This window comes from Mycobacterium sp. NGS49 (genome assembly GCF_059812565.1).
This window is the reverse complement of the sequence record NZ_JCALCX010000008.1, coordinates 186983-212066: the sequence shown is the minus strand read 5'-3', so window position 1 is coordinate 212066 and position 25084 is coordinate 186983. Positions and strand designations below refer to the sequence as shown.

General features: G+C 65.4%; 26 protein-coding genes. 13 read left to right on the top strand and 13 right to left on the bottom strand.

What is annotated here, in order from left to right; genetic code table 11:
* Nucleotide 1 precedes the first annotated feature (1 nt).
* The 5 genes from AC5Y7D_RS10930 to AC5Y7D_RS10910 all read right to left on the bottom strand — a co-directional run bounded on the left by AC5Y7D_RS10930 (nucleotide 2) and on the right by AC5Y7D_RS10910 (nucleotide 3769).
* Nucleotides 2-694 (bottom strand): M15 family metallopeptidase, encoded by a 693-nt coding sequence (locus AC5Y7D_RS10930; protein WP_499923827.1) that lies wholly within the window; start codon nucleotides 692-694, stop codon nucleotides 2-4.
* Entirely contained in the window at nucleotides 691-1548 is an 858-nt protein-coding gene (locus AC5Y7D_RS10925) for a VOC family protein (protein WP_499923826.1), read from the bottom strand. The genes AC5Y7D_RS10930 and AC5Y7D_RS10925 overlap by 4 nt, the downstream gene beginning before the upstream one ends.
* A gap of 71 nt (nucleotides 1549-1619) precedes the next feature.
* The gene (locus AC5Y7D_RS10920) at nucleotides 1620-1991 is read right to left on the bottom strand and encodes a DUF4345 domain-containing protein (protein WP_499923823.1); all 372 of its coding nucleotides are present in this window, start codon (nucleotides 1989-1991) and stop codon (nucleotides 1620-1622) included.
* Between the two features lie 7 nt (nucleotides 1992-1998).
* On the bottom strand, nucleotides 1999-3066 hold the full coding sequence (locus AC5Y7D_RS10915) for a DUF2855 family protein (protein WP_499923821.1): 1068 nt from the start codon (nucleotides 3064-3066) through the stop codon (nucleotides 1999-2001).
* Nucleotides 3067-3139: 73 nt separating this feature from the next.
* Complete coding sequence (locus AC5Y7D_RS10910; RefSeq protein ID WP_499923818.1) at nucleotides 3140-3769, bottom strand: hypothetical protein; 630 nt, start codon at nucleotides 3767-3769, stop codon at nucleotides 3140-3142.
* 142 nt (nucleotides 3770-3911) lie between these two features.
* Between AC5Y7D_RS10910 and AC5Y7D_RS10905 the strand changes: the two genes are divergently transcribed.
* The 3 genes from AC5Y7D_RS10905 to AC5Y7D_RS10895 are packed head-to-tail and all read left to right on the top strand — an operon-like array spanning nucleotide 3912 to nucleotide 7124.
* Complete coding sequence (locus AC5Y7D_RS10905; protein ID WP_499923816.1) at nucleotides 3912-4358, top strand: SRPBCC family protein; 447 nt, start codon at nucleotides 3912-3914, stop codon at nucleotides 4356-4358.
* The gene (locus AC5Y7D_RS10900; protein ID WP_499923814.1) at nucleotides 4342-4893 is read left to right on the top strand and encodes a TetR family transcriptional regulator; all 552 of its coding nucleotides are present in this window, start codon (nucleotides 4342-4344) and stop codon (nucleotides 4891-4893) included. Before AC5Y7D_RS10905 ends, AC5Y7D_RS10900 begins: the two co-directional genes overlap by 17 nt.
* A gap of 59 nt (nucleotides 4894-4952) precedes the next feature.
* Complete coding sequence (locus AC5Y7D_RS10895; RefSeq protein WP_499923812.1) at nucleotides 4953-7124, top strand: hypothetical protein; 2172 nt, start codon at nucleotides 4953-4955, stop codon at nucleotides 7122-7124.
* On the opposite strand, the gene AC5Y7D_RS10890 is transcribed toward AC5Y7D_RS10895, so the two are convergent.
* Both AC5Y7D_RS10890 and AC5Y7D_RS10885 read right to left on the bottom strand, forming a co-directional pair.
* Complete coding sequence (locus AC5Y7D_RS10890; protein ID WP_499923895.1) at nucleotides 7089-7922, bottom strand: mycofactocin-coupled SDR family oxidoreductase; 834 nt, start codon at nucleotides 7920-7922, stop codon at nucleotides 7089-7091. The genes AC5Y7D_RS10895 and AC5Y7D_RS10890 overlap by 36 nt on opposite strands.
* Nucleotides 7923-8011: 89 nt before the next feature.
* The gene (locus AC5Y7D_RS10885) at nucleotides 8012-8656 is read right to left on the bottom strand and encodes a TetR/AcrR family transcriptional regulator (RefSeq protein ID WP_499923810.1); all 645 of its coding nucleotides are present in this window, start codon (nucleotides 8654-8656) and stop codon (nucleotides 8012-8014) included.
* 145 nt (nucleotides 8657-8801) lie between these two features.
* Between AC5Y7D_RS10885 and AC5Y7D_RS10880 the strand changes: the two genes are divergently transcribed.
* The 5 genes from AC5Y7D_RS10880 (at nucleotide 8802) to AC5Y7D_RS10860 (ending at nucleotide 11967) form a co-directional block, all read left to right on the top strand.
* Complete coding sequence (locus tag AC5Y7D_RS10880) at nucleotides 8802-9590, top strand: spirocyclase AveC family protein (protein WP_499923809.1); 789 nt, start codon at nucleotides 8802-8804, stop codon at nucleotides 9588-9590.
* Between the two features lie 105 nt (nucleotides 9591-9695).
* Nucleotides 9696-10184, top strand: coding sequence for an LppP/LprE family lipoprotein (locus AC5Y7D_RS10875; protein WP_499923807.1), 489 nt, complete (start codon nucleotides 9696-9698; stop codon nucleotides 10182-10184).
* Between the two features lie 243 nt (nucleotides 10185-10427).
* Nucleotides 10428-11258, top strand: coding sequence for a lytic transglycosylase domain-containing protein (locus AC5Y7D_RS10870; RefSeq protein ID WP_499923894.1), 831 nt, complete (start codon nucleotides 10428-10430; stop codon nucleotides 11256-11258).
* A gap of 38 nt (nucleotides 11259-11296) precedes the next feature.
* Complete coding sequence (locus tag AC5Y7D_RS10865) at nucleotides 11297-11581, top strand: ArsR/SmtB family transcription factor (RefSeq protein WP_499923804.1); 285 nt, start codon at nucleotides 11297-11299, stop codon at nucleotides 11579-11581.
* Nucleotides 11578-11967, top strand: a complete 390-nt coding sequence (locus AC5Y7D_RS10860) for a VOC family protein (protein WP_499923803.1) — start codon at nucleotides 11578-11580, stop codon at nucleotides 11965-11967. The genes AC5Y7D_RS10865 and AC5Y7D_RS10860 overlap by 4 nt, the downstream gene beginning before the upstream one ends.
* A gap of 10 nt (nucleotides 11968-11977) precedes the next feature.
* On the opposite strand, the gene AC5Y7D_RS10855 is transcribed toward AC5Y7D_RS10860, so the two are convergent.
* Nucleotides 11978-12442 (bottom strand): winged helix-turn-helix transcriptional regulator, encoded by a 465-nt coding sequence (locus tag AC5Y7D_RS10855; protein ID WP_499923801.1) that lies wholly within the window; start codon nucleotides 12440-12442, stop codon nucleotides 11978-11980.
* Between the two features lie 80 nt (nucleotides 12443-12522).
* On the opposite strand from AC5Y7D_RS10855, the gene AC5Y7D_RS10850 reads away from it, so the two are divergent.
* The 4 genes from AC5Y7D_RS10850 to AC5Y7D_RS10835 all read left to right on the top strand — a co-directional run bounded on the left by AC5Y7D_RS10850 (nucleotide 12523) and on the right by AC5Y7D_RS10835 (nucleotide 18254).
* Complete coding sequence (locus tag AC5Y7D_RS10850) at nucleotides 12523-13650, top strand: acyl-CoA dehydrogenase family protein (protein WP_499923799.1); 1128 nt, start codon at nucleotides 12523-12525, stop codon at nucleotides 13648-13650.
* Complete coding sequence (locus tag AC5Y7D_RS10845) at nucleotides 13647-14612, top strand: LLM class F420-dependent oxidoreductase (protein ID WP_499923797.1); 966 nt, start codon at nucleotides 13647-13649, stop codon at nucleotides 14610-14612. Before AC5Y7D_RS10850 ends, AC5Y7D_RS10845 begins: the two co-directional genes overlap by 4 nt.
* Nucleotides 14609-15631 carry an NADP-dependent oxidoreductase gene (locus AC5Y7D_RS10840; RefSeq protein WP_499923795.1) on the top strand — a complete coding sequence of 341 codons (1023 nt, stop codon included), beginning with the start codon at nucleotides 14609-14611 and terminating at the stop codon, nucleotides 15629-15631. Before AC5Y7D_RS10845 ends, AC5Y7D_RS10840 begins: the two co-directional genes overlap by 4 nt.
* Before the next feature lie 238 nt (nucleotides 15632-15869).
* Nucleotides 15870-18254: an arylsulfatase gene (locus AC5Y7D_RS10835; protein ID WP_499923793.1), complete on the top strand. Its 2385-nt coding sequence runs from the start codon at nucleotides 15870-15872 to the stop codon at nucleotides 18252-18254.
* 26 nt (nucleotides 18255-18280) lie between these two features.
* Here AC5Y7D_RS10835 and AC5Y7D_RS10830 read toward each other — a convergent pair whose 3' ends face one another.
* Together AC5Y7D_RS10830 and AC5Y7D_RS10825 are read right to left on the bottom strand one after the other, a co-directional pair.
* A complete protein-coding gene (locus tag AC5Y7D_RS10830) occupies nucleotides 18281-19171 on the bottom strand; it encodes an alpha/beta fold hydrolase (protein WP_499923791.1) in 891 nt (296 codons plus the stop codon).
* A 23-nt stretch (nucleotides 19172-19194) separates the two neighbouring features.
* Complete coding sequence (locus tag AC5Y7D_RS10825; protein ID WP_499923789.1) at nucleotides 19195-19581, bottom strand: DUF1330 domain-containing protein; 387 nt, start codon at nucleotides 19579-19581, stop codon at nucleotides 19195-19197.
* A 258-nt stretch (nucleotides 19582-19839) separates the two neighbouring features.
* Here AC5Y7D_RS10825 and AC5Y7D_RS10820 point away from each other — a divergent pair, with 258 nt between their 5' ends.
* Nucleotides 19840-20871, top strand: coding sequence for an AraC family transcriptional regulator (locus AC5Y7D_RS10820; RefSeq protein WP_499923787.1), 1032 nt, complete (start codon nucleotides 19840-19842; stop codon nucleotides 20869-20871).
* Between the two features lie 2 nt (nucleotides 20872-20873).
* Here the strand turns inward: AC5Y7D_RS10820 and AC5Y7D_RS10815 are convergent, their stop codons facing one another.
* From AC5Y7D_RS10815 to AC5Y7D_RS10805, 3 genes are read right to left on the bottom strand one after another with little or no spacing between them, the layout of a single operon-like run.
* On the bottom strand, nucleotides 20874-22097 hold the full coding sequence (locus AC5Y7D_RS10815) for a serine hydrolase domain-containing protein (protein ID WP_499923785.1): 1224 nt from the start codon (nucleotides 22095-22097) through the stop codon (nucleotides 20874-20876).
* A 46-nt stretch (nucleotides 22098-22143) separates the two neighbouring features.
* Nucleotides 22144-23667, bottom strand: a complete 1524-nt coding sequence (locus AC5Y7D_RS10810) for an acyl-CoA synthetase (RefSeq protein WP_499923783.1) — start codon at nucleotides 23665-23667, stop codon at nucleotides 22144-22146.
* The gene (locus AC5Y7D_RS10805) at nucleotides 23664-25082 is read right to left on the bottom strand and encodes a WS/DGAT/MGAT family O-acyltransferase (RefSeq protein WP_499923780.1); all 1419 of its coding nucleotides are present in this window, start codon (nucleotides 25080-25082) and stop codon (nucleotides 23664-23666) included. Before AC5Y7D_RS10805 ends, AC5Y7D_RS10810 begins: the two co-directional genes overlap by 4 nt.
* Nucleotides 25083-25084: the final 2 nt, after the last annotated feature.

The following is a 25084-nucleotide window of genomic DNA, read 5'->3' as shown; positions in this document are numbered from 1 at the left end:
GTCACGGCAGCTCGAAGTGCTGGTAGTCAATGGGCGTCCGCCAGTCGCCGCCCCACCGCCAGCCACGGTCTGTGAAGGCACGTACCGCCGGGTCGCCGCTGTGCAGAAGCCCGGGGTCGGTGCGACTGCGGTCCAGATAGGCTGCCGCATTGTATGGTTCGACCAGGCCGCTGGCGTACAGGCACGGGTTGACGAGCGGGTTGAGGTCGATGGCCCGACCGTACGCGTGCGGTGACCAGTCGTCGGTCCCCGGCACGAGTCGGCAGTTGAATCCCGAAGTGTTGTTGTCCTCCATGGACAGCTCGTCATCGGCGCCCGGGTAGCGCTCGACGGTATGCATTTTGTCGACCCGATAGCCCAGCCGGAAGAGTTGCTCGAAGATCTCGATGACCTCCGCGACCAGGTCTTCGTGCACGATCAGCTGCCCGCGGTGGGGCCGGCCGTCGAAACCCAGGTATCCGATATCGACCCGCCGCAGCTGCTCTGCCGCAACGGGGCAGCCCGGCTGCCAGGTCGTATCGAGTTCGGCGACAGTGACCGGCTGCACGATCGCAGCCGCAGGCGCTGTAGTCGCCGCCGACGACGACGGTGGGACGGCGGGCGGCGCAGCCGGATGCGGCGGCGGCGCGGGGGAGCACTGCACCAGCACGGCAAGCGTGGCCAGCACGGTAAGGAGTCGCCCGGATGGCGTCACGTCGGCTCGAGCAACAGCGTCGGTACACCGCAGGTGCCGTCTTTCACGCTGATCACCCGTGTGCCGGGCTTGCGCCCGGGCCGAACCTCGGAGACGTCGAGCCCTGCGTCGGCGAGCCGCGCTCGCGCCACGTCGGCATTCGGAACGCGCCAGGAAAGTCCCCACAGCTGATCGGTGTGCGCCGGCAATTGCGGCTCGCGCAGCGGCTGAGCGATCTCCACCGTCACGTGACCCACCCGCAGAAAGGCCAACCGCATACCCCAGTCGGGGAAGCTGCGGTCAAGCGCGAGACGCAGGCCGAGCCCGTCGCGGTACAGGGCGATCGCCGCATCGGCGTCGGACGTCTGCACGACCGCGTGGTCGATCCCGGTGACCACACCATCTGCCGGCCCGACAGGACCCGCCTCGGGAAGGTGCGCCGGGGATTCGTGCTCGATCGCGATGATCAGCACGCCGCGGGTGTGGGTTTGCGGTAGTAGCATGCTGCGCCAGTGCCGGACCATTCCCGTCTCGGTGTCGCGGCCCTGTGCCGGCGAGACAGGAGGCGGCTCAAGGCCGTTGGCGACGAGCCGGGCGCGCGCGGCGTCGAGATCAGCTGCGGCGAACGCGAGCCCGATCGGTCCGTCGCCTCGTAGGTTCAGCTGCGCGGTGACCGCGCGGCCAAGAGTCCCCTCTCCGTGTGGCGCAATCAGCTCGAGATAGGTGTTTTCGAGTTTGAACAGCGCGTTGGCCGTGCCCCAGCCCGGATGTTCGCCGCGCCAGGACGGGCTCCGGGACAGCAGCGTGGCGTAGCGGCGCGTGGCGTCGCTGAGGTCGCGCACGGCGACTATGACGTGGTCGAGCGCGTCGAACACGAACTCAGCATGCCTGATCGCCTGTCGGCGATCTGTTTGGGTCGCAGTTAGGCCGCCGCTAGCAGATCCAGTCACCCCTGGGCGGACAGCAGCAGTGCTCCGGCGACTACCGCTTCAACGATGAAGTAGAACCAGTTGGGATAGAACGGGGTCAAGCCATCGACGACGGCCGATACGATGCGACCGAACGCCATGCCGGCCAGTGCCAATCCAACGGTGATGACGATTCCCGTTCGCATCGGGCCTGCGCTGACCGCCGCAAACGCCAGCACGCCTGCGATTGCCAGACCGAATCCGCCGTATACGGCCCGCACTTCTGAGCGGGACTCACGCTCGGGCAACGTGATTGCGAACACCTGGATCATCCGGCCCGGAGCGGCCAACGCGTAGACGCCCATGGCAAGGAAGAACATCGCGGCTAACGCGATCACGGCGACGGTCAATGGAGCCTCACAAATCGACGATGGTGCCGGCCGTGGGATCGACCCTGCCGTCGAGTAGCTCGAGGTAGGCCCGCTGGATCTCGTCCTGGCTTGAGATTCGTTCGACGCGAAGCCATTTCGATGCCCACTCGGCGAATGGCGCCCATGACTCGGCGACGTTCTGGTCGAGTTGCGCGGTGCCCCAGTCGGCTCCGCGCTTCTTGATGCGGTCCGGGGCGAAGAAGAACACGGGCCTGGGACCGGCAAGCTCTTGGCTGTCCTGCCCCATCCGGGTCCAGTGCGTCATGCCGACCGCCGCGCTGTGGGCCAGGCGATCACCGTAGTGGGCGTGGACGTCTGCGCGGACCGCGGCGTCGCCGGAAATGTCGATGTATACGGCACGGTCGCCCGGCAATTGAGAGACGTTGTCGTACAGCTCAACTGAGTCGTAGGTGTGCAACCCCTCGACAAATTCGCGATTGCCCCCGGACGTCAGCCCCACCACTTCGATGCCGTCGCGCTTGGCGAGCAGGTAGGCGGCGATGATCGCGGTCTTCGAAGAGGCGCTGGAGATCACGATGGTGTCGGCGCCGAAGAATCCTTCGTCGGCGACGAAGTCGTCGATCAGGAACGAGGTGAAGAAGAGCGGAAAGAACAGGATGTGCGCGGCCTCCCGGTCGGCCGCATACACCGGATCGGTCGTGACGTCGCGGTAGCCCTGGTAAGCCGAGGGCAGCTGCTGCCGATGTGGCGCGGCGTCGATGAATCCCTTGTCATTGATGCGGTCCGGGACGACCAGTAGGTGACTTGCGCACGGCAGGTAGCCGTAGACGCGCATGCCCTCCGCCAGATCGGGGTGTCGCGATTCCTCGACGTGGGCGTACCCCCAGACGTTCAGCTTTCCCCAGTCCGGGTCCGATGCGGGGAAGAAATCCCAGTACCGCATCGCGTCGCCGAAGACGGCGTAGGTGATGTTGTTCGACGTCAGCCCGAAGGACTCGACACGCAGCACAGCCTCGCCGTCTGCAGGTGCCGGCGCGTCGGCGGAGAGGAAGCGGGTCTGGTGGAGGTCTCTGCGGAGCAACTCGAAGTCCATGGCCGAAGCCTAGGGGCCCGTCCGGCTTGTCGAAAGCATGCCCGGCTGAGCGCACTCGGTGGCGCCGGCGTTGTCACAACATCGAGTCGACCATCATTGTGCCCTGGCTGTCAGCCCGGCTGGTCGAGTCGCCGTTCTGTGCGAACACGATGAAGGCGGACTGGTGCGTCGAAGTGTTCAGCAGCTCGACGAACGTGCCCACGACCGGGATCGAGCCCATCGCCGATGTCCCGTCCGCGCTGTAGTCGATTGCGGCTTCCCGCTGAAAGTGCGCGCTCTGCAGAGGTTTCGAAGTGGGGACACTCAGGTCTCGGACGTTGGTCAAACCGGTTGTCGACACGTTGCTCAACTGATCGATATCGGCCTGCAAGATGGCTGCGGCGTCGGTGCCGTCGGCGGGTTTGATCTTGATCTCCATCTCCGCGGTGGCGAAGGTGTTGCGCAGCGCCACCCAGCCGGGCCCCTGGTCTCGGACACTCCAGCCGGGCGCGGGCGTGACGGAGATCCCCTGCCCCAAGTCGATGGCGCCGGCAGTGGTCAGTGTCACCGATGCTCGGTATGTGTTGGCGTACAGGGCGATTGCCAGCATCGCCGCGACCACGACCGCCCCGCGATGATGCCATTCCCAGTGGTGGTGGTGTGCCGTGGCAGGGGCCTGTGTCGGCAGCCGTTGCGCTGTGCGTTCGACTCCTGGAGACTGCATAGTCGGCATGTTCTCAGCTCCTCTACTCACCGGGGGCAGACGGGGTCGATCCCATTTCAGTCGGTGGGGCCGCAGATGTCCATGGCCGGCTTTCCGGTCGATCGCGTGCGCTCGACTCTAGTAATCATGTACCATCTGGTACATGATTACTGAAAGTGGCATCGAGATCGACGCACCGGCCGCCCTGGTGTGGGAGGTGTTCGCCGACGTCGAACGCTGGCCCGAGTGGACCGCCTCGGTAACCCGCCTGGTTGCGCTCGACGGGCCCGGCCTCGCCGTCGGCAAGCGGTTTCAGATCAAGCAACCCAAGCTGCCGACGCTCGTCTGGAAAGTCACCGATCTCGTGCCGGGGGTGTCGTGGACCTGGGTGCAGCGTTCTCCCGGCGGCAGCACCGCGGCTGTGCACTCGCTTACGCCGGTCGCCAATGACCGGACGCTGGTGCGACAGCGACTCGACCAACAAGGTCCGGTAGGTGCGCTCATCGGCCGACTCATGCTCCGCACCACGCGTCGCTACCTGGAGATGGAAGCCCAAGGCCTCAAGGCCCGCAGCGAGCAAGTGCGGCTTTCGCTTGGCCCGCACTCCTGACGTCAGGCGGCGCGGGCAGCTTCTCGATGCCTTGATCGAAGAGTTCGCTGGCGCCGGCATCGGGGACCGCCCGTTGCGCGAGGTGGCGGCCGCGGTGGGCACTAGCCACCGGATGTTGTTGCACCACTTCACCTCTCGAGATGAGATGTTGCTGGCAATCGTCGAGGAGGTGGAGCTGCGACAGATGGCGGTGCTGGCTGAGTTGCCTACCGGGTCGGCCGACGGGTTCGCTTCGATGTGGGCCACCCTGTGCCGACCGGAGTTGCGGCCTTTCGAGCGCCTGTTCTTCGAGTGCTATGCCCGCGGCGCCCAAGGCGAGGAGCCGTTCGCCCGCATGGTGCCGGGTGCCGTCGACGCCTGGCTGGCCGAGGCGGCGAAGGTGGCCGGTCCGGCAGACGACCCGGCACTGATACGACTGGGTCTCGCGGTCACCCGCGGGTTGTTGCTCGACCTGGCGGGCACCGACGACGACGCCGGGGTGAACACGGCGGCGCAAGCCTTCGTCGATCTCCTACGGCATGAGGGACGCAACTAGGGGTGCCGTGGCTTTCTCGTTGGGTTCACCGCGGTCCCTTTGTGGGTACAGCATCGGACATGGACCGCCCTGACACGATCATCGAAATCCATCGTGAACGCGTCCAGGACCAGACGGCCGAGATGTTCAGCGGTGAGACGTACACCGAGTCTGTGGAGGGCACCGGTTACTCCGCGACCGCCACTCTCGATCTCACCCTGGACCGGGTCTGGTTCATCACCGACTCCCACCAGCGAGCTTGGCAAGAAGAAGCTGGTGGCGAAAGACGCTATCCGCTAAGGCATTTCGCGATCGACCTGATGATCTTCGATTCGAGAATCGTCATCGATTCGGTGAGTTGCATCCCGTTGGTCGAGCTTCCCCCGGCGACGATCACCGTCCCGGACGGCCCGCGGGCGGGGGAGTCGCGGGAGATCCCCTACAACGAGATCCCGCTGTTCGGGCGCCTGACCATCCACGACCAGCTCGAACCGCACCAGACCGAGCCGGGCAAGCAGACCATCGCGCTGAACTTCACCGCTCAAGACGCTCCGGTGCTGGTGGCCGATGCGCTCTCCGGCCAGTGCGCGGCCAGGCTGTTCGGGCCGAACGTCGAACGCCGCGCCGACGGCACCACCGTGTTCACCGGACAAGACCCGCGGATCAGCTGGGAGCTGGATTACGCCGAGGCGTATTGGATAACCCACAGCATCGCGGGCCAATTGCTGGTGGGCATGGAAAAACTGCAACACCCCGGCATCTCCGACGACGATGCGAGAACCAGAGTGCTCGACTCGCTCGCCACGCAGATCGCCGACGCAGTCCGCCCACAGCTTGCCGACATGGGGGACGACGGCATCCAGAGCCTGTTGCCGGCTCCGCTGGACGTCGACCCGGCGGCCCGCGACGACAGCACGGTCAAAGCTCTCGACGCCGTCGTGCACCGCTTCCAGGTCGGCGAGACCACACACGAGGCGATGGTCGTTCAACTCCAGACGCTGCGTGAGCTGCCCGCCGGTGAGCAGCTGCCCGCGTCCATACTTGCGGAAAACCCCCGCGAGAAGACGGGGTTGGCGGTCACCGGATGGAGCGTCCTGCGGCAGGTGCGGGACACCGTGATGAACACCTTCGACCTCGACGAAAGCGACTTCGATCCGGATGTACCGTGTCTGTTGCGGGGTCCCAGGACCATCGACATCGGGGGTGAAGAGCGCAGCCTCGACGCCCTCGACGCCGACATCCTGCCGCGAACCGAGGATGGCCGGCTGGTGGTCGACGGCACCGTGAGCGCCGAGACGAAGCTCTACGATTTCAAGGCGAGCTTCAAGGTCACCTACGAGATGCGGCTGGACGAGATTCCGCGCGACCCGAAGGTGCAGGAGACCCGGCGAGCCAACTACAAGACCGTCGAAAGCCTGGAACAGGCACTGCAGTCGGCGGGACAGCGGAAACGCGCGGGTGAGCTCAGCGGCGAGGAGTACGAGGCGGAAGTCAAGCGGGTCAGCGAGCTGTTCGACGAGCTGCCGCGGACCGTCGGGGTACGACCGGTGCAGAATCCCCCAGAGCCCGAGGTGAATCCGGATTTCAGCCTCACGGCGGCCGGCAAGGTCGCCACCGCCGCGGGCGCCGCGGCCGTCGCCGGTCTCGTCGCGCTTCCCGTGACCGCCGCGGCGGGGGCCGCCGGTGTCGGGGTTGCCGGCGCGGGCGGGCTGCTGAGCCTGGCGATCGTTCAGTACCTCACTACGGTGCTGACGATCGACTGGTTCGGCACCGGAATCGGGTCCCGTCAGGTCAAGAAATCGCTGAACGACCAACCCGAAGGGACGTCCCTGCCTCCGATCGGCATTCCGGTCGACGTCGATCTCAACCGCCAGCGCCTCGCCGTGTACTTCCGTCCCCTGCCCGGCAAGCTGTGGGTGAGTTGCCTGCAGGCCGAGGAGTCCGAAGGCGCTGAGCATCAAGGTGTTCGGATTGTCGGCGGCCAATGGCCCACCGACGGGCTGCCGTGGAAGCTGTCCAACGACGACGCATTGATCTACGTCGGCTCCGGAGAGTTGGAACTCCTGGTGCAGCCCGACAGCCCCGGGGCCAACGAACTCCCAGTCGGTGTCGGCACGGCAGCGGACGGAAAGCCCTACCTGTGTGTGGAGGGCGACCGCGACAGGCTGCGCCGGCTTCCGCGCTGCTTGGCCGACGGCGCGAGCGACGACGAGCAGTCAGAACTTCGCGACGGCGCCCGCGTCGACAGGTAATGCCGCCCCGGTGATGTACTGCGCCTCGTCGGAGGCGAGGAAGAGCACCGCGTTGCTGACCGCGCGCGCTTCGATCACCGGCTTGGGCAGCATATGGAAATGCCCGATTACCGCCCCGGCGTCGGCCATGGTGGGTTCGGCCAGGTCCGGCCGCAAGGTGCGGCGGAACCAATCGTTGTCGATCATCGGCGTCAGGATGTTGCCCGGATGAATGGAGTTCACCCGAATCCATTGCGGTGCAAGTTCATTGGCCAGCGAGTTCATCAAGCCGACCACGGCGTGTTTGGCCGAGGCATAGTGGGCCATGTAACCGCCGCCGCGAATTCCCAACATCGAGCTGACCAGAATGATCGATCCGCCACCGTTGGTCATGTGCGGCAGTGCCACTTTGACGGTGTGCCACACGCCGGTCAGGTTGATGTCGAGCATCGTCTGCCACGCGGATTCCTCGATCAGCGCCGCCGGGGCGGGAGAGCCGCTGATGCCCGCGTTCGCCACCACGATGTCGAGCGGCCCCAACGCGTCCACACCTTGGGCCACCGCAGTGCGCAGACCCGCCACGTCCCGCACATCGGCTATGGCTGTGACGATGCGGCCCCCCGACTTCTCGACCAGGTCCGCGGTATCGGCGAGGTCGGTTTCGGTCGCGCCCGGATAGGCGACGCCGTCGATGTCTTCACACACGTCGACCGCGATGATGTCGGCGCCCTCCTCGGCGAGTCGGATCGCGTGTTCGCGACCCTGGCCACGTGCCGCTCCGGTGATCAAAGCGACCTTGTCAGCGACCCTGCCGACCATATTGCCTGCCATCGCGACCTTTCCCTGGGTCTGAATTCGCGATCAATCCTTGTGGTGTTGAGTATGCCCGCGCCAGGCGAACGGCGAACTCACCTTTGCCGGTGCAGGAATCCGTGCAGACTCGCTTGCACCAATTCGTCGATGATCGCGTCCCGCGACGGCTGCGAGTCGCCGAAGAAGGTCGAACGCAACGCCACCATGCCGACGATCATCGCCACCGTGGAGTGCGCCGGAAGCTCGGGCCGGGGCGAGCGTAGTCCACGCAACTGCATGCCTTCGCTGCTGATCTGTCCGAGCACCGCGATGGCCCGCCGGATGTCGGCGATACCGGCTTCGGCGATCTCGTCTTCGCTGAACGCCTCCGCTGCGGCCAGGGTCAGCAGCAAGCCGCGGTGTTCGACGATCACGTCGTACAGCTGCCCGACGAAATGCCGGGCCAATTCGTCTTCGTCGGTCTCCTCGGGTACCACCTCTCGCCAGGTCCGGCCGAATTCGTCGACGAAGCTGGTGAACGGAACGACGAGTGCCTCCCGGAAAAGGCCGGCCTTGGAGCCGAAGTTGCGGAACAAGAGGTATTCGGTGACACCGGCGGCGGTGGCGATCTCGCGTGTGGTGGTGCTGCGATAGTCCTTGCGGGCGAAGAGTTCTCGGGCCGCGTCGAGCAGGAGTCGGCGCGGCTCGCCCCGGGGCCGGCGCGCGGCGGCCTGCCTGCGCTCGGTTGGGTTCTTGCGCACGATCTTTCACCCTAGTCGGCTTGACCTGACACTTAAGATAGTGTCCACTATTAATTGTGGGCGCAGTCATCATGCTCGCTACCCTGATCGCGCTGATCGTCCTCATCTACGGCGTGGTCATCTATTTCGACCCCGAAGCCCGGCGATGAGCAGCGGGCTGACCCCATTGCTGACGGGCGCCGTCACCTTCGGCTGGGGTAGCGGCATCGTTCTCACCGCTGCCGGTGGATATCTGAGCATCCGTCGCCGTCGCCTGCACCCGTTACTGCTGCTGTGCATCTCGGCGATCTCGTTCTCCTGGATCGAGGCGCCCTACGACTGGGCGATGTACGCGCAGTTCCCGCCGGCGCTGCCGCGCATGCCGTCCTGGTGGCCGCTGAACATGACATGGGGCGGCCTGCCGTCGTCCGTTCCTGTCGGCTACATCGGCTATTTCGTGTTGCCCGCCACCGTCGGCGCCGCACTAGGGCAATGGGTGACCAAGCGGTTCGGATTGCGCAGACCGATCACCCTCCTGACGGTCGGCCTCGTCGTCGGTTGCTGCTGGGCCTTCGTTTTCAACGCGTTCATCGGCGCGCGGCTGGGAGTCTTCTACTACGGCTACGTGATCCCCGGGCTGGCCGTCTTCGAAGGGACCAAGCACCAGTACCCGATCTACGACTCGCTGGCGATGGGCGTGCAGATGATGGTGTTCACCTATCTGCTCGGACGCACCGATCCGGAAGGGCGAAATGTGATCGAGGCGTGGGCCGACAGGAAGTCGGCGGGCCGGCTCCAGGCGGCACTCCTGTCCATCGCCGCCGTGGTGATCATCGGAAACCTGACGTACGGGGCCGTATTCGCGCCACACCTGGTGACGAAGCTGGGCGGTTGGGTGACATCGGGTTCGACCGAACAGCTGTTTCCCGGGGTGCCGAACCAGCCCGCGCGATAGTCGGCCGCATTGGTCACTTCTTCGACACAATGTCATTGCGGTCCTATGGGCCGGGATCAAAACAGCGCGACGATTGACTGCAGCCGACAGGGAGGCAGAGTTTCGATGCGAGTAGTTGTCTTGAGCGCGCTTGTCGCCGCACTCTGCGTGTTGAATCCGCTGGCATCGCCCGCATACGCCGATCCGACGTGCGGGGTCAACCTGAATGCGCCTCAGATCGAGGCGGCGCTCGGCTCGCTACCGACGCTGCCGCAGGGCTCGGCGTGGGATCACAACGTGAAGAGTTTCGATCCGAGCAGCAACTACAACCCTTGCGCAACGCTGTCGACGGTGATCATCACCGTGGTCGGAGCCACCGGCAGTTCGCCCGACCTGGCGATGCTGTTCCACAAAGGCGACTACGTCGGTGTCGCCACCTTGAAGGCCTACGCGTTCACGACCGTGAATGCGGCCAAGACAACCGACGACACCGTCGCCCTCGACTACAAGGACGGCAGAGAAGTCTGTACGGCATGCCCGGGGCCGACCACCACCGTTCGGTACCAGTGGCAGAACGACCACGTCGTCATGCTGGACCCGGCGCCGGCGTGGTGAGTGGTGAAGATCGAGAAGGACACACCTGCGCCTGGGCCAAGACCTGCCCCCAGCTCGACGTCGCGGGATTATTGCTGCCTTAGCTTGGTCAATCGGGACTCAGCGGACAAGATGTAGAGCGGAATACCCACACGAGCCGACGGCGTCGGCCTGCATGTCTGCTTTGAGGTCGAGACTATGGATTTTCGGGGTGGTTCGCCGCAAACCTGGCTGCTGCGCTGGCATGCAGTCGTTTTCGCTGTCATGGCCACGCTGGTGCTTAATCCGCCGGGACAGTCGGCGGCGGCCCCCCTCCCTGCGCAGCCGGCGCTGGCGGCCGAACCGGCGCTGCTGGCCCGCGACCTGGTCGCCGACGAGCAGGCGCTGCGGGACCCGTCGTCGTCTGATGCGGTGTTGCAGGCGGCCGCGCTTCGCCAGCAGGCGGCCTACCGCGCTATTGGGCGACACCCCGAATGGGAGCCCACCATCCGGCCGATCATTCCGGCATCGCTGATCGGGATCTACGACCTCAACGTCGACGCCCGCCACCATCTGATGGCTTTGAACGCGGGGGAAGCAAAACCCACACTGCCTGCGTGGCGTATCGACGCCCCGGCGCCGGTCGGCGAACTCGTGGGCTACTACCAGGCCGCCGCCTCGGCTACCGGCGTGGACTGGAACTACCTCGCGGCGATCAACATGGTCGAAACCGCTTTCGGTCGCATCAACGGGGTCAGCACGGCGGGTGCTCAGGGGCCCATGCAGTTCCTGCCCTCCACCTTCGCCGCATACGCCGAGGGTGGTGACATCCACTCCCCGCGCGACAGCATCATGGCCGCCGGCCGGATGCTGGCCGCCAACGGCTTCGCCGGCAATCGCGACGGTGCCGTGTACAGCTACAACCACTCCAATCACTACGTCGGAGCGGTCAAGGATTACGCGGCGGCGATCGCCGCCGATCCGGCCGTCCTGCCCGGCTACCACCGGTGGGATGTGTACTACCTGACCACTTCGGGTGACGTGCTGCTGCCGGCCGGCTACTCGGCGTCTGAGCGAATTCCGGTCGGCGACTACCTGACAAGCCATCCGCAGTGACCTTGACAGGCAAGTCACCACTTGCCTAACGTGAGCCTGTGGGTGACGTCTTCAAGGCCCTGGCCGACCCCACGCGGCGCACCATCCTCGACGAGCTGACCGAGCGGAACGGGCAGACGCTCTTTGAGATCTGCGCTCGGCTGGCGACCAAGCACGGGCTCGGCTCGTCTCGGCAGGCGGTGTCGCAGCATCTCGACGTACTGGAGGGCGCGGGTCTGGTCGAGACCCGGCGCGAGGGCCGATACAAATTCCACGACATCAACACCGCGCCGCTGGAACCGATCGTTGAGCGGTGGCTCACCCGGGGGAAGGAATCACCATGAGAATCAATCTGGCCAGCATCCTGGTCGACGATCAGGACAAAGCACTGCGGTTCTACACCGAGATACTGGGCTTCACGCCGAAAAACGACATCCCGATGGGCGGGGCCCGCTGGATCACCGTGGTGTCACCAGAAGACCCGGACGGCACCGAACTCGTTCTCGAGCCGGACGGACATCCGGCGGTCCGGCCCTTCAAGGAGGCGCTGGTTTCCGACGGCATCCCGTTCACATCCTTCGCCGTCCAGGACGCCCAGGCCGAATACGAGCGGTTGACCGGTCTTGGCGTCCGCTTCACCCAGGAACCAGTCGCTATGGGGCCGGTGATCACCGCAGTGCTCGACGACACCTGCGGAAACCTGATTCAGATCGCGCAACTGACCGGCTGACCGAGGCGGCTCACAGAGACGAGAAGCCCGCACCCGGCTCGGGTGTCACGTTGCGTGCCGTGATTTCTTCGCTGCAATGGGCACAGATCAGCCGTGGATCGACGAGCTCGCCACAAGTCTGATGGCGCAACAGAATCGGCGGCCCGTCCGGGTTGGGCAGGTGCTCGTCGCCCCACCGCATCAACACCACGACCGCGCCGAACAGGTCGTGCCCCACCTCGGTGAGGCGGTACTCGTAGCGTTCCGGATCCCTCGAATAACGCACCCGCTCGAGCAGTCCCGCATCGACGAGCATGCGCAGGCGCGACGACAGCGTCGGCCGGGGAATGTTGAGGTTGCGGGCGAGCTGACCGAAGCGCTGCACCCCGAAAAACGCCTCACGCAGAATCAGCAGCGTCCACCGCTCGCCCACCAGTTCCAGCGCCCGGCCGACCGATTCGCCCTGGAAGCGGTGGGACAGATCGGCGGCAGACATAGTTCAGTTACTGTACCGGTTCAATAGCTGAACCGCAGGTGGTAACTTGACTGCACTGTCACCGTCACCGGGAGCCACCGATGAACCATGCAGACACCCCCGAGGTCCTCGCGGAGAAGATTGCGCTGTCGGCGCGCGACCTGGCGCCCGAGATCGATCGGGAGCGCAGGCTTCCGCCCGAACTCGTGGCGCGTCTCAACGAGGCCGGCATGCTGCGCGCCACCATGCCGCGCGAGGTGGACGCCCTGGAACTCTCGCCGCCGGCCGCGTTGCGGTGCGCGGAGGCGATCGCGCGGGGCGACGCGGCGACAGGGTGGTGTGTGTCGATCGCGATCACCAGCGCCCTGCTGGTGGCCTACCTTCCGGATGCTGCGCGTGACGAGATGTTCGGCGGCGGACGCGGCGTCGCGGCCGGGGTGTGGGCGCCGCGCGGCAAGGCGAAGTCAGTCGGCGGCGGCGTCGTCGTGTCCGGGCGCTGGCCGTTCTGCAGCGGAATCACGCACGCGGACATGCTCTTTGCGGGTTGCTTCGTCGACGACAGCCGGGTGCCGTCCGTTGTCGCGCTGCCGAAGGGGGATCTGCGGGTGCTCGACAACTGGCACACCCTGGGTCTGCGCGGCACCGGTAGTCACGACACCGTCGCCGAGGAGGTCTTCGTGCCCGCCGACAGGGTGTTCTCAGTGTTCGACGGGCCGGCCGTGGACCGGCCGCTGTATCGCTTCCCGGTGTTCGGGTTCTTCGCGTTGTCGATCGGCGCGGCCGCGCTGGGCAATGCCCGTGCCGCGATCGACGACCTGGTCGAGTTGGCCGGTGGCAAGAAGGGACTCGGCTCGACGCGCACCCTGGCCGAACGTTCGGCCACCCAGGCGGCGGTGGCCACGGCCGAGTCGGCGCTGGGCGCGGCCCGCGCGCTCTACTACGAGGCAACGGAAGCCGCATGGCAGGCCAGCCAGGAAGCCGACCCGGTACCCGTTGCAATGCGCAACCGGCTCCGACTGGCCGCCACCCACGCCGCACGCACCTCCGCCGACGTGGTGCGCACCATGTACGACCTCGCGGGGGGCACCGCCATCTACGACAGCTCGCCCCTGCAACGCCGGTTTCGCGATGCTTTCACCGCCACCGCCCACTTCCAGGTGAACGAGGCATCTCGCGAACTGCCCGGCCGGCTGCTGCTCGATCAGCCCGCCGACACCTCGATGCTGTGACGAAACTCGAAGTCGTCCTTCCGTTTTGGCTGGACCGGCCCGATCGGGAAGCGCTGGATGTCGCGCGGACGGCGGCCGAAGCCGGGTTCGGCGCGCTGTGGATCGGCGAGATGGCCACCTACGACGCGTTCGCCCTGGCGACCGCGGTCGGGATGGGTGCACCGGAGCTGACGCTGAAGATCGGGCCGCTGGCCGTCGGCGTCCGCGGCCCGGTGACGCTGGCGCTGGGTGTGAGCACCGTCGCCTCCCTTACCGGGAACCGCGTCGACCTCGCCCTGGGCGCATCCAGTCCCGCGATCGTGACCGGCTGGCACAACCGCAGCTGGGCCCACCACCTCTCGGTGATGCGCGAGACCATCGAATGCCTGCGGCCGATGCTGGCCGGCGAGCGCGTCGATTACGCCGGGCGGTACGTCAGCAGTCATGGGTTCCGGCTGCGCAACCCCGTCCCGGCAGCGCGAATTGCGTTGGGTGCGTTCGGTCCCGGCATGATCGCGCTGGGCGCGCGACACGCCGACGAGGTGGTGCTCAATCTCGCTTCGCCCGACCGCGTGGCCCAGGTGCGTCAGGCCATCGACCGGGCCGCGGCCGGCCGGCGCGCCCCACGTCTCACGGTGTGGGTGCCGGTCGCGCTCGACCCCGGGCCCGCCGCACACGCGCAGTTGGCCGGTCAGCTCGGCGTCTATCTGGCACCGCCCGGATACGGAGAGATGTTCAGCGCGTTGGGTTTCGGTGATCTCGTCCAGCGGGCCCGGGCCGGCGTCACCCGTCGCGAGTTGGCGGCCGCTATTCCGATCGAGCTGCTCGATGCGGTGTGCGCGCTGGGTTCTGGGACCCGGATAGCGCAGCGGTTACGCGCGTACCGGGAGGCGGGGGCCGACTGCGTCGCGGCGGTGCCCGGGACGGCCGAAGACCCTGGCGGCAAAAAGGTTCTCACCGCACTGAGTCAGGAGATGTCATGACGCTCACGAACACCGTATGCCGGTTGGCCGCCCGTCCGGTCGGCCTGCCGAAGGTTTCCGATTGGCAGATCGACGACGAACCCGCAGCAGCTCCCGCCGACGGTGAGTTTCTGGTGCACGTCGAGTATCTGTCCGTCGATCCGGCGATGCGTACCTGGATGAACGCCGGCCGGTCCTATGTGCCGGCGGTGGAGATCGGCGAGGTGATGCGCGCGGGCGGGATCGGGCGTGTCATCGAGTCGCGGCACCCGGATTTCGCGACCGGCGACGAGATGTTCGGCACCTTCGGGGTGCAGCGCTACGCGGTCTCCGACGGCCGCGACGTGACGCCGGTCGACACCACGCTGGCGCCCGCTCCGGTACACCTCGGCGCATTGGGCATCAGCGGGTTGACCGCCTACTTCGGACTACTCGACGTGGGGCGGCCGGAGGAGGGCCAGACCGTCGTCGTCTCCGGTGCCGCCGGATCGGTGGGCAGCATCGCAGGCCAGATCGCCCGCATCAAGGGTTGCCGGGCGGTCGGCATCGCCGGCGGGCCGGACAAGTGCCGCTGGCTGGTGGACGAACTCGGCTTCGATGCCGCCATCGACTACAAGGCCGGCGATCTGCGCAAGCAATTGAGAACCCACGCTCCCAACGGCATCGACGTCTTCTTCGACAACGTCGGGGGCGCCACCCTGGAAGCCGCGCTGTCCCGGCTGGCCCGCGGCGCACGGGTCGTCATCTGCGGGGCCATCTCGCAGTACAACGCCGATGGAGAACTTCGCGGCCCGGCAAACTATATGCAGCTGTTGGTGGCCCGTGCGTCCATGACCGGCTTCGTGATCTTCGACTATGCCGACCGTTACCGCGAAGGCGTTGTGCAGCTGGCAGAGTGGCTGCGCAGCGGTGAGCTGCGTTCGCGTGAACAGATCATCCACGGCGATGTCGGTGACTTTCCCGAGGTGCTGCTGGCGCTGTTCCGCGGCGACAACACCGGCAAATTGGTGCTGGCCCTCGATGGCGCCTCCGGTAGTTGATTTTCCGAACTTCTCATGCACAGCCATGTCTGCAGGAGGACGCCGGCGAGGAGTTGGCGAAGCATGTCGTTGACTTCCTGGGCTGAGTTGAGACGAGAAGCGTTGTAGCGCAGCGCATACCGCGCTACCCCGCTCTTCACCCCAAGCCGCGTATACGGTTGCCGCAGATAAAGAGCACAATGGGTCTGAGCGCCTCGGATCTGAGCCGCATCGTGCCAGACCTCTCGAGAGGACCGCTATGCCAAGCTCGTCAACTCCGAACAACGAGCATGATGCGTCGTTGTCGTCGGTCCGTCGTGACATCCTGCCGATTCCGGATCCCCAACACGTCGGCCTGACCACGTATGACGCGAAGGACCCCAACACCAAGTACCCGCCGATCACGACGCTGCGCCCGCCCGAAGGGGCACCGAACGTGCTCATCGTGTTGATCGACGACGTGGGCTTCGGCGCGTCCTCGGCCTTCGGGGGCCCGTGCAATACGCCGGTGGCCGAACGAATGGCGGCAAATGGCCTGAAGCTCAACCGTTTTCACACGACCGCCCTGTGCTCGCCCACGCGTCAGGCGCTGTTGACGGGCCGCAACCATCACTCCGTGGGGATGGGCGGGATCACCGAGATCGCGACGTCGGCGCCGGGTTACAGCAGTGTGCGGCCGAAGGAAAAGGCTCCGATCGCGGAGACGCTGCGGCTCAACGGCTACTCGACGAGTCAGTTCGGCAAGTGCCATGAAGTGCCGGTGTGGGAGGTCTCCCCGGTCGGGCCGTTCCATCAGTGGCCGACCGGTTCGGGGTTCGAGCATTTCTACGGTTTCGTCGGCGGTGAGGCCAATCAGTACTACCCGGGTCTGTACGAGGGCACCACGCCGGTCGAGCCGGAGACGACGCCCGAGGAGGGCTACACGCTCACCGAGGACCTGGCCGACCGAGCGATTACCTGGGTACGCCAGCAGCAGGCGCTCGCCCCCGACAAGCCGTTCTTCATGTACTTCGCGCCGGGCGCGACCCATGCGCCGCACCACGTGCCAAAGGAGTGGTCGGACAAGTACAAGGGCAAGTTCGACGGTGGCTGGGACGTGCTGCGTGAGCAGATCTTGGCGCGGCAGAAGGAACTTGGCGTGGTACCCGAGACCGCCGAACTGACGAGGCGGCACGACGAGATCCCCGCCTGGGACGACATGCCGGCGGAGCTCAAGCCGGTGCTGGCCCGGCAGATGGAGATCTACGCGGGCTTCATGGAGCAGACGGACTTCCACGTGGGCCGGGTGGTGGACGCGATTGAGGAACTGGGGGTCCTCGACAACACGCTCGTGTATTACATCATCGGGGACAACGGCGCTTCGGCCGAAGGCACGCCGAACGGTTGCTTCAACGAGATGTGCACGCTCAACGGCTTGGCGGGCATCGAGACGACCGAGTTCCTGTTGTCCAAGATCGATGACTTCGGCACGCCGAAGGCCTACAACCATTACGCGGTCGGTTGGGCCCACGCGCTGTGCGCGCCCTATCAGTGGACCAAGCAGATCGCCTCGCACTGGGGCGGCACCCGCACCGGCACCATCGTGCACTGGCCCAACGGATTCACCGATAAGGGACAGCAGCGCAATCAGTTTCACCATGTCATCGACATCGCGCCGACGATCCTGGAAGCCGCGAACCTGCCGGCGCCGATGGTCGTCAACAGCATCACGCAGGCACCGCTCGAAGGTGTCAGCATGATGTCTACGTTGCGCGACGGCAGCGCCCCCGAGACTCACGAGGTGCAATATTTCGAGATGTTCGGCAACCGCGGCATCTATCACAACGGCTGGACGGCGGTGACCAAGCACCGGACGCCTTGGCTGGCCGACCAGCCGTCGCTCGACAATGACGTCTGGGAGCTGTACGGACCCGACGACTGGTCACAGGCGCACAACCTGGCCGCCGACAATCCCGAGAAATTGGCCGAGTTGCAACGGCTTTGGCTTATCGAGGCGGTCAAGTACAACGTGTTGCCCCTTGACGACAGGTCGTTCGAGCGCTTTGACGCCGACATCGCCGGCCGCCCGAAGCTGATCAAGGGAACCTCGCAATTGCTCTTCTCCGGAATGCGGGTCAGCGAAAACTGCGTGGTGAACGTGAAAAACAAGTCCCACTCGGTGACCGCGGCGGTCACGGTGCCCGAATCCGGCGCCGCAGGTGTGATCGTCACCCAGGGCGGCGCCGTCGGCGGATGGGCCCTGTATGCGCATGAGGGGCGACTGAAGTACTGCTACAACTTCTTCGGAATCCAGTACTACTTCGTCGCCGCCGATGATCCCATCCCGGCAGGCAAGCACGAACTGCGGATGGATTTCAGCTACGACGGCGGCGGCATGGCCAAGGGCGGCGACGTCACGCTGTACTACGACGGGAGGGCGGTGGGCAGCGGCCGGGTGGAGCAGACCGAGCCGATGGCCTTCTCCGCCGACGAAGCATGTGACGTCGGCTCCGACAGCGGATCACCGGCCTCGCCCGACTACGGACCCAAGGGGAACAAGTTCTCCGGTGAGGTTCATTGGGTCAGGCTCGACATCGGCCAGGACAGCCACGACCACCTCGTCACCGCGGAGGACAAGCTCAACATCGCGATGTCGCGGCAATAGCAAGCGCCTGCAGCGCGGGTTCGAGATCAGACGGGTTCGCGCAGAAACGCGCGAAGTCTGGCCAATACCAAGTCCGGCCGCTGTTCGGCGATCCAATGTCCCACGCCGGGCGCCAGTTCGATGTCGAAGTCGTCGATCCGCCCGTGAAGTTCTCGCAGCAGGGTTGGTGTGATCACGGGGTCGGCGGTGCCGTGCAACCAGCGGACCGGAACCTTGACGCGTTCGTCGGCGAATTCTCCGCGCAGCCATTGCCGGAACTCCCGGCTGAGGAATGTGCGGTACCAGCGCGAGCAGGCTATCGCGTGGTTACGATCGCGCAGTGCGTCGGCATAGAGCCGGAAGTCGTTTTCCGGCAACATATATCCCGCGCCCACCCACTTCATCAGCAGTCGCAGGTAGCGCCCCCTGGGATCGGCAATGATGCGCGGTCCTACGACCGGAAGCGCCAACGGGATCTGGTACCAGAACCGCCAAAGATGCCGGATCAATGCCCGATCCAAGGCCAGCCAGGGTGCACCCGTGTTGAGCCCGAGGAAGCCGGTGACCTTCGCCGGGTGGCGCAGCATCATGATGAACGCCACGAAGCCGCCCCAGTCGTGGGCGACAAGCGTCACCGGGCCTACCTGTAACCGGTCGAGCACGGCGGCCAGGTCATCGGCCATGTCATTCTTGCGGTAGGCGCCTGCCGGTGCTGAGCTCCAGCCTGCTCCGCGCAGGTCGGGGCACAGCACCCGGTAGCCGTCGGCGGCCAGCGGGCCGATGAGTTCTCGCCATTCCCACCAGTGCTGCGGGAAACCGTGAACGAGCATCACGGGTGGCCCTTCGGGAGGCCCAGCCTCCGCGACGTGAATCGTGACACCGTCGCCAAGGTCGACGAAACGGTGTTGCACGCCATCGAGGTCGGGTAGCGCGGTCATGTTATCTCCGGTGAGCGCGGGGTTCAGTCGGCGAGTGACCATGCCGACGTCGCGATCAGGTCGCCCCGGACGAGGGCGGCCGCGCGGTGTTCGTGCACTTTGGCGTATGCCTCACTGGTCACCATGTCGACGAATGCGGCCGGCGTCGGGTACTCGACGATGAGAATCGCGTCCCACCAGGGTCGTTCGCCCTCGCCGAGGACGACGGCGGGCATGGTCCCGCCGTAGCGGATGGTCGCGCCAACGCGCTGAAGGTGCGGAGCGGCTTCCTCGCCGTACTGCTGGTAGCGCTCCAGCCCGCCGGGTTCGGTGAACTTCAACAGATTGACCATCACCACCGGTGCGTCGGCAGGTCGCGCCGCCAAGGCTGCGATGACCTGTTCGGGGGTGACTTCCAGCGTGGTGCTCATGTGTATCTCCTTGGTTGGGTTAGTGGTTGAGCATTCAGTTCGGCCGACTCGGCCATCACCGTGTCGGGTCGAGCAGGATTTTCGCGTGGGACGGTGAGTTCCTTGGTTCGCAACGCCTTTCGCCGAAGGGCGGCGGCGGGGCGGTGGTCTACCGCTGACTCAACAATGCGAGTGGACGACTGCCGAAGTCTTGACCGATCGGGACAACCTTTTAGCTTTTGGGGACATGGCGGTGCTGCGCGGTTAGCATCTTCGGACATGTTGCTGGTGCGCGGCACGGCGCTGTCGAACTATCCGGACCTGGTCACCGAACTTGGCGGTGACCCGGCAGCGCTGCTGCGCCGGGCCGGGATCCGCACCCAGGACATCGGCCGATACCACGTGTTCGTGCCGCTTCGGGGTGTGATCGACGCGGTGGAGTCGGCCGCCGAGGCAACTGGCACAGCGGATTTCGGCCGGCGCCTCGCGCAGCGGCAGGGCATCGAAATCCTTGGCCCGGTCGGCGTGGCGGCCCGTACGGCGGCCACCGTGGGCGACGCCTTCGGGATCTTTGCCAACTTCATGGCCGCCTACAGCCCGGCCTTGTCGGCTCACGTCGCGCCACTGTCCGAACGAGGAGATCTGTCGTTCTTCGAGTTCCGCGTTCTGCTGGACGGCTTGCCCGCGCACGCCCAGAGCATCGAGCTTTCCCTGGGCGTCACGCTGAAGGTGTGTCGGCTGTTGCTTGGGGCGCAGTATCGGCCGCTGTCGGCGCATCTGACTCATCGCCCCCTCGTGCCGGTCGACGAGTATCGCGAGTACTTCGGCTGTCGAGTCCGTTTCGCAGAGCCGCGCGCCGGCTTCACCATCCGGACCGCAGACCTGAGCCGACCTGTCAGCCACGACGAACTGGCACACCAGTCGGTCGTGGAATATCTCACCAGCATGGTCGGGTCACGCATGCCGGAGATGAGCCATTCGGTGCGCACCATCGCACGGCAGTTGCTGCCCACCGGCGCGGTGAGCCGGGAGGTGATCGCCGCGCAGTTCAATATGCACCCGAAGACGCTGCAGCGGCGGCTCTCCGATGAGGGCACAACGTTTTATCAGGTCATCGACGACATCCGGCGAGAAACCGCCGAGCACTATCTTCGCGACACCGACATCGACCTGTCGCACCTCACCCGCGAACTGGGCTACACCGAGCAGAGCGTGCTCACCAGATCGTGCAAGCGGTGGTTCGGGATTGGGCCCGCCGCCTACCGACGGGCGGCTCGGGGCGATCCGCCGGCTTCCCGTCGCGGTCGTTGAGTTCAGTGTTGTGGCCTGGCCCCGACGATGTCGCGGAACAGGACCTGACGAAGCGCGAGCTCTCGTGGATCGTTGTAGAGATGGAAGCCGGCTCTGTTCATCGCGTAGGCGAACCCAATGCCGGTATCGGGATCGGCGAACCCGAACGATCCACCCGCTCCGGGCGTTCCGAATGCTTTGTCGGACGAACCAAATCTGAACTTGGGGAAGGGTTTGATGTAGCCGAGCGAGAATGTTGTGTCGACATGGAGCACTCGGTCGCGCAACCCCTTGGCCGGCGGGATCGCGGGATTGGCCAGGGCGTCCAGGGTGCTCGCGGTGAGGGCGAGATCCGCACCGCCCGTTGCGACGCAGCCGTAGGCTTTTGCCACCGAGCGTGCGGTACCGATGCCGTTGGCGGCTGGTATCTCGACCGTGCGCACATCTTCTCGGTTGAAGGCGTGCAGGCCGCCGATGCCCCTGGCAGTAAAAAGTGCTCGGGCTGTCAGGCCGCGCGAATTCAATACTGCAGCAACAAATCGGGGCGGCATCGTTTTGAGGTGCAGCAGCAGCTCGGCTCTGGAGTAGCCGTGTAGGTGTGCGATGCGGTTGCGGTCCACGTGGGCGGGCAATCCGATGTAGAAGTCCAGCCCGAGTGGTTCGGCAACCTCCTGTGCGAAGAACTGTCCAAGAGAACGCCCCATTGGGTCCGCATGGCGGATTAGTTCCGATTCATACCAGCCGAGCGTGACGGCGTGGTAGCCGTGTCTGGTCCCGGGAGACCATGCCGGCGCCTGCGCCGCCAGTACCGCCGACATCTTCGCCGGGTCCGCCAGGTCGGGCAGGGTCAGGGCCGCGTCAAGGACCGGCAGCCCGGCCTGATGGGAAAGCAGCTGTCGCACCGTGATAGCGCCCTTCGACGCCTGCGCAAACTCCGGCCAGTATTGCGCCACCGGCGCGTCATATGAGATCAGTCCCTGAGCCACCGCGACTGCGATCGCAAGCGACGAAACACCCTTCGTGGTGGAGAACATGTTGACGATCGTGTCCTCTTCCCACGGCAGCCTGGTGATCCCATTGCGGTAGCCACCCCAGAGATCGACCACTTTGACCCCATCGCGGTAAACGGCGATGGCTGCCCCAACCTCTTTGCCGTCGAGCATGTTACGGCGAAAAACGTCGGCAACTCTGCCGTACCCCTCGTCGACGTCCCCGCCGATGAGATTGGATGACACTCTGAGGACCACGTTCTTCCTTACTGACTTGAGGTGACGTGCGACGGCGGGCTGCGCGTCAGGTCGGGACCGACGCCGAATACTGTTCACGCAATACAGTTTTGAGGATCTTTCCGGTTGGGTTGCGGGGAATGGCCTCGGCGAAGACCACCTTTTTCGGCAGTTTGAAGCGCGCGAGCCGTGTTCCGCAGAATTCGATGACTTGTTGCTCGCTGACTTCGCCCGGGTCGGCAACCACAATGGCGCAGGCGATCTCGCCCCACTTCTCGTCGGGCAAGCCGATGACCGCCACCTCGCTGACTCCGGGAAGGCCGATGATCACGCTCTCGAGCTCCGCCGGGTAGATGTTCTCGCCACCGGAAATGATCATGTCCTTCAGCCGATCCTTGATGTAAAGGTAACCCTCATCGTCGATTTCGCCGATGTCGCCGGTCCGGAACCAACCGTCGTCGAAAGCGTCGCGGGTGGCATCCGGGCGGTTCCAATATTCCTTGAGCAGGATGTCGGACTTGATCACTACCTCGCCTTCTCCCCGTGCGCGTATCACGCCATCGTCGCCGCGCACGCGAACGTCGGTGAACATGGTGGCGCGTCCGGCCGAACCGGCCTTGCGCAGGGCGTCTTCGCTGAGCAGCAGGGTGCCGCCGCCACACGACTCGGTGAGTGCGTAACCCTGAACGACCTCAATGTTTTTCGCGGCATACATGTTGATCAGAGCCTCTGGCATGGGTGCACCGCCGGTGATGAAATAGCGGAAGTCAGGCGCGTTGAGTTCGGCGAACTGAGGCACCTGGCGCATGAAGTTGAGGATCGCCGGCACGGCACCGCCGATGGAAACCCGTTCATCGACGATCAGCGACCACACCGTCATGGCATCGAATTGCGGCATCGAGATCAGGGTGGCACCGCGCATGGCGCAGAAGATGACCGTCGTCAGTGCTGCCACGTGGAACATCGGCAGCGGTAGCAGGAGTCGGTCCCGGTAGCGCACATCAATCGTCGAGCACCAGGAACTCGCCGCCGAGTGCACCGAGTCGTGGGTGTGCACCACCCCTTTTGGACGTCCGGTGGTGCCCGATGTGTACATGATGAACAGGTTGTCGGTGCCGCCGTATTCGCCGGCAGGTTCGTCGGCGGCCGCGGTCCTCATGCGTTCGCGCAGGCTGTCGTCGGTATCGCCTACCGGTACCCAGGCGGTGACGATGCGGGAAGAGTCGGTATCCGCCTTGATGGCGTCGACTACCGTCGCCGACCCCGCACCGTAAACGACCACCTTGCTGCCGCTGTCGGACAGAATGAAATCCACCTCAGGCGCCGCAAGGCGGGTGTTGACGGGCACCGCCACGGCCCCGATCTTGGCTGCGCCGTAGAACAGGCAGCAGAACTCCACGCAGTTGGTCATCAGCAACGCCACTCGGTCACCTGCGCCGATCCCGAGCGAGGTGAGCACGTTTGCGCACCGGTTCGCCATCGCGTTCATCTCCGCGTAGTCGATGCGCACGTTGGTGGACGGCTCGACGTAGGCCTCGAGCCGCGGCGAAACGGTGGCGCGTTGTCTGAGCATGGAACCAATGTTCTTCATGGGGTTCTCAACTTCGGTGTGTTGTGGTTGACGTTCGTTGTGCCGGCTTCGATTTGGAGCGCCCGGAATGCTTGCTCAATGAGTTCGCCAAGCCGGAACGGCTCGTGGACGGCTTCCGGCGCTGCGCCGACGGCGATGCACAGCTCGGTATTGAAGCTGGCAAAGGAAACGTTGAGACCGGCGCCGGGCGGCACGATGGGCAGGCCATGGAATGCAACCAGCGGCGCACCGGCGAGGTAGAGCTGCTCGGTCGGCCCCTTCATGTTCGAGATCACCAGGTTGGCGCTCGGTACTTTGTCGAGCCACGGCACGGTATCCGACAGGGTCAGGCTGCTCAGTAGAAACAGCGCGTAGGCCTGGCGCGACGCGGTTTGCATGCCGCGCCCTTTGTCCTTCGCGCTGTTGGTCGCTGTATTTATTTCCTTAAGGCGTGCAAGGGGACTCGCCCCGGGTGTACCCATGGGGACCAAGTCGGCGCTGACCTGATTACCCCCGCCACCGCCCGCTTTATCGCGCAGTGACATGGGCATGAAGGCCACCAGCGGCCGGTCGGTGGGAGCTTGGTGTTCGTCCAGGTAGTGATGCAGTGCGTCGTCGATGATGGTCATGACCACGTCGTTGAGGGAGGTGCCGGTCGCCTTGGCGAGGGCCTTGACGTCGGCGAGTGGCAACTTGACGTCCGCGTAGGCGCGCGCCGCCGAATTCGGTGTGTTATTGAAAAGTGTGCGTTTCGCCATGAAAGGCGGGGACGCCTTGCGCTCCTTGAGGTTCAACGATTGCGCGCCGAGGTCCACCAGGTCGGCGCCCACGCCGAGAACGCCGCCGGGCAGCTTGGTCAGTCCGCTGAGCATGCCTTGCAGGCGCTCTCTTCCAGATATGGCGGTGTGTGTACGGCGTGGCCGGTCAGCGTTTTCAAACGGCATCCAGGGACCGGCCAGCGTCTTGTCGTCTGGTGAATCGCTCAGGAAGTTGCGCATCGCGCGGAGCCCACCTTCACCGTCGATGAGCGCATGGTGCACCTTGAGCATGACGGCGATCCGGTCGTTCTCGATCCCGTCGATGATGTAGCACTCCCAGAGCGGGTGTCCCCTGTCCAGCAGGCTGGTGTTCAAAAACGCCACCGTTTCATCGAACTGCCGCATGGAACCCGGTGCCGGCACGGCAATGTGCCGAATGTGATATTGCATGTCCGGCTCGACGGTCTCCCACGCCGCGACATCTCTGCCCAGCCATTTCAATTTGTGGTTGAACGGCTTGGCCGCCTGGCTGTGCCGATATGCCTCCAACAGGCGCGGCCCGAACGAAGACTCCTGTCCTGGCGGCTTTTGGAAGATGGTGTAGGCAGCCATGTGATTTGGCCGGTTGGCTTTCTCCAGCAGCAGGAATGACAGGTCGATCGGGCTGATGCGGGTCATGT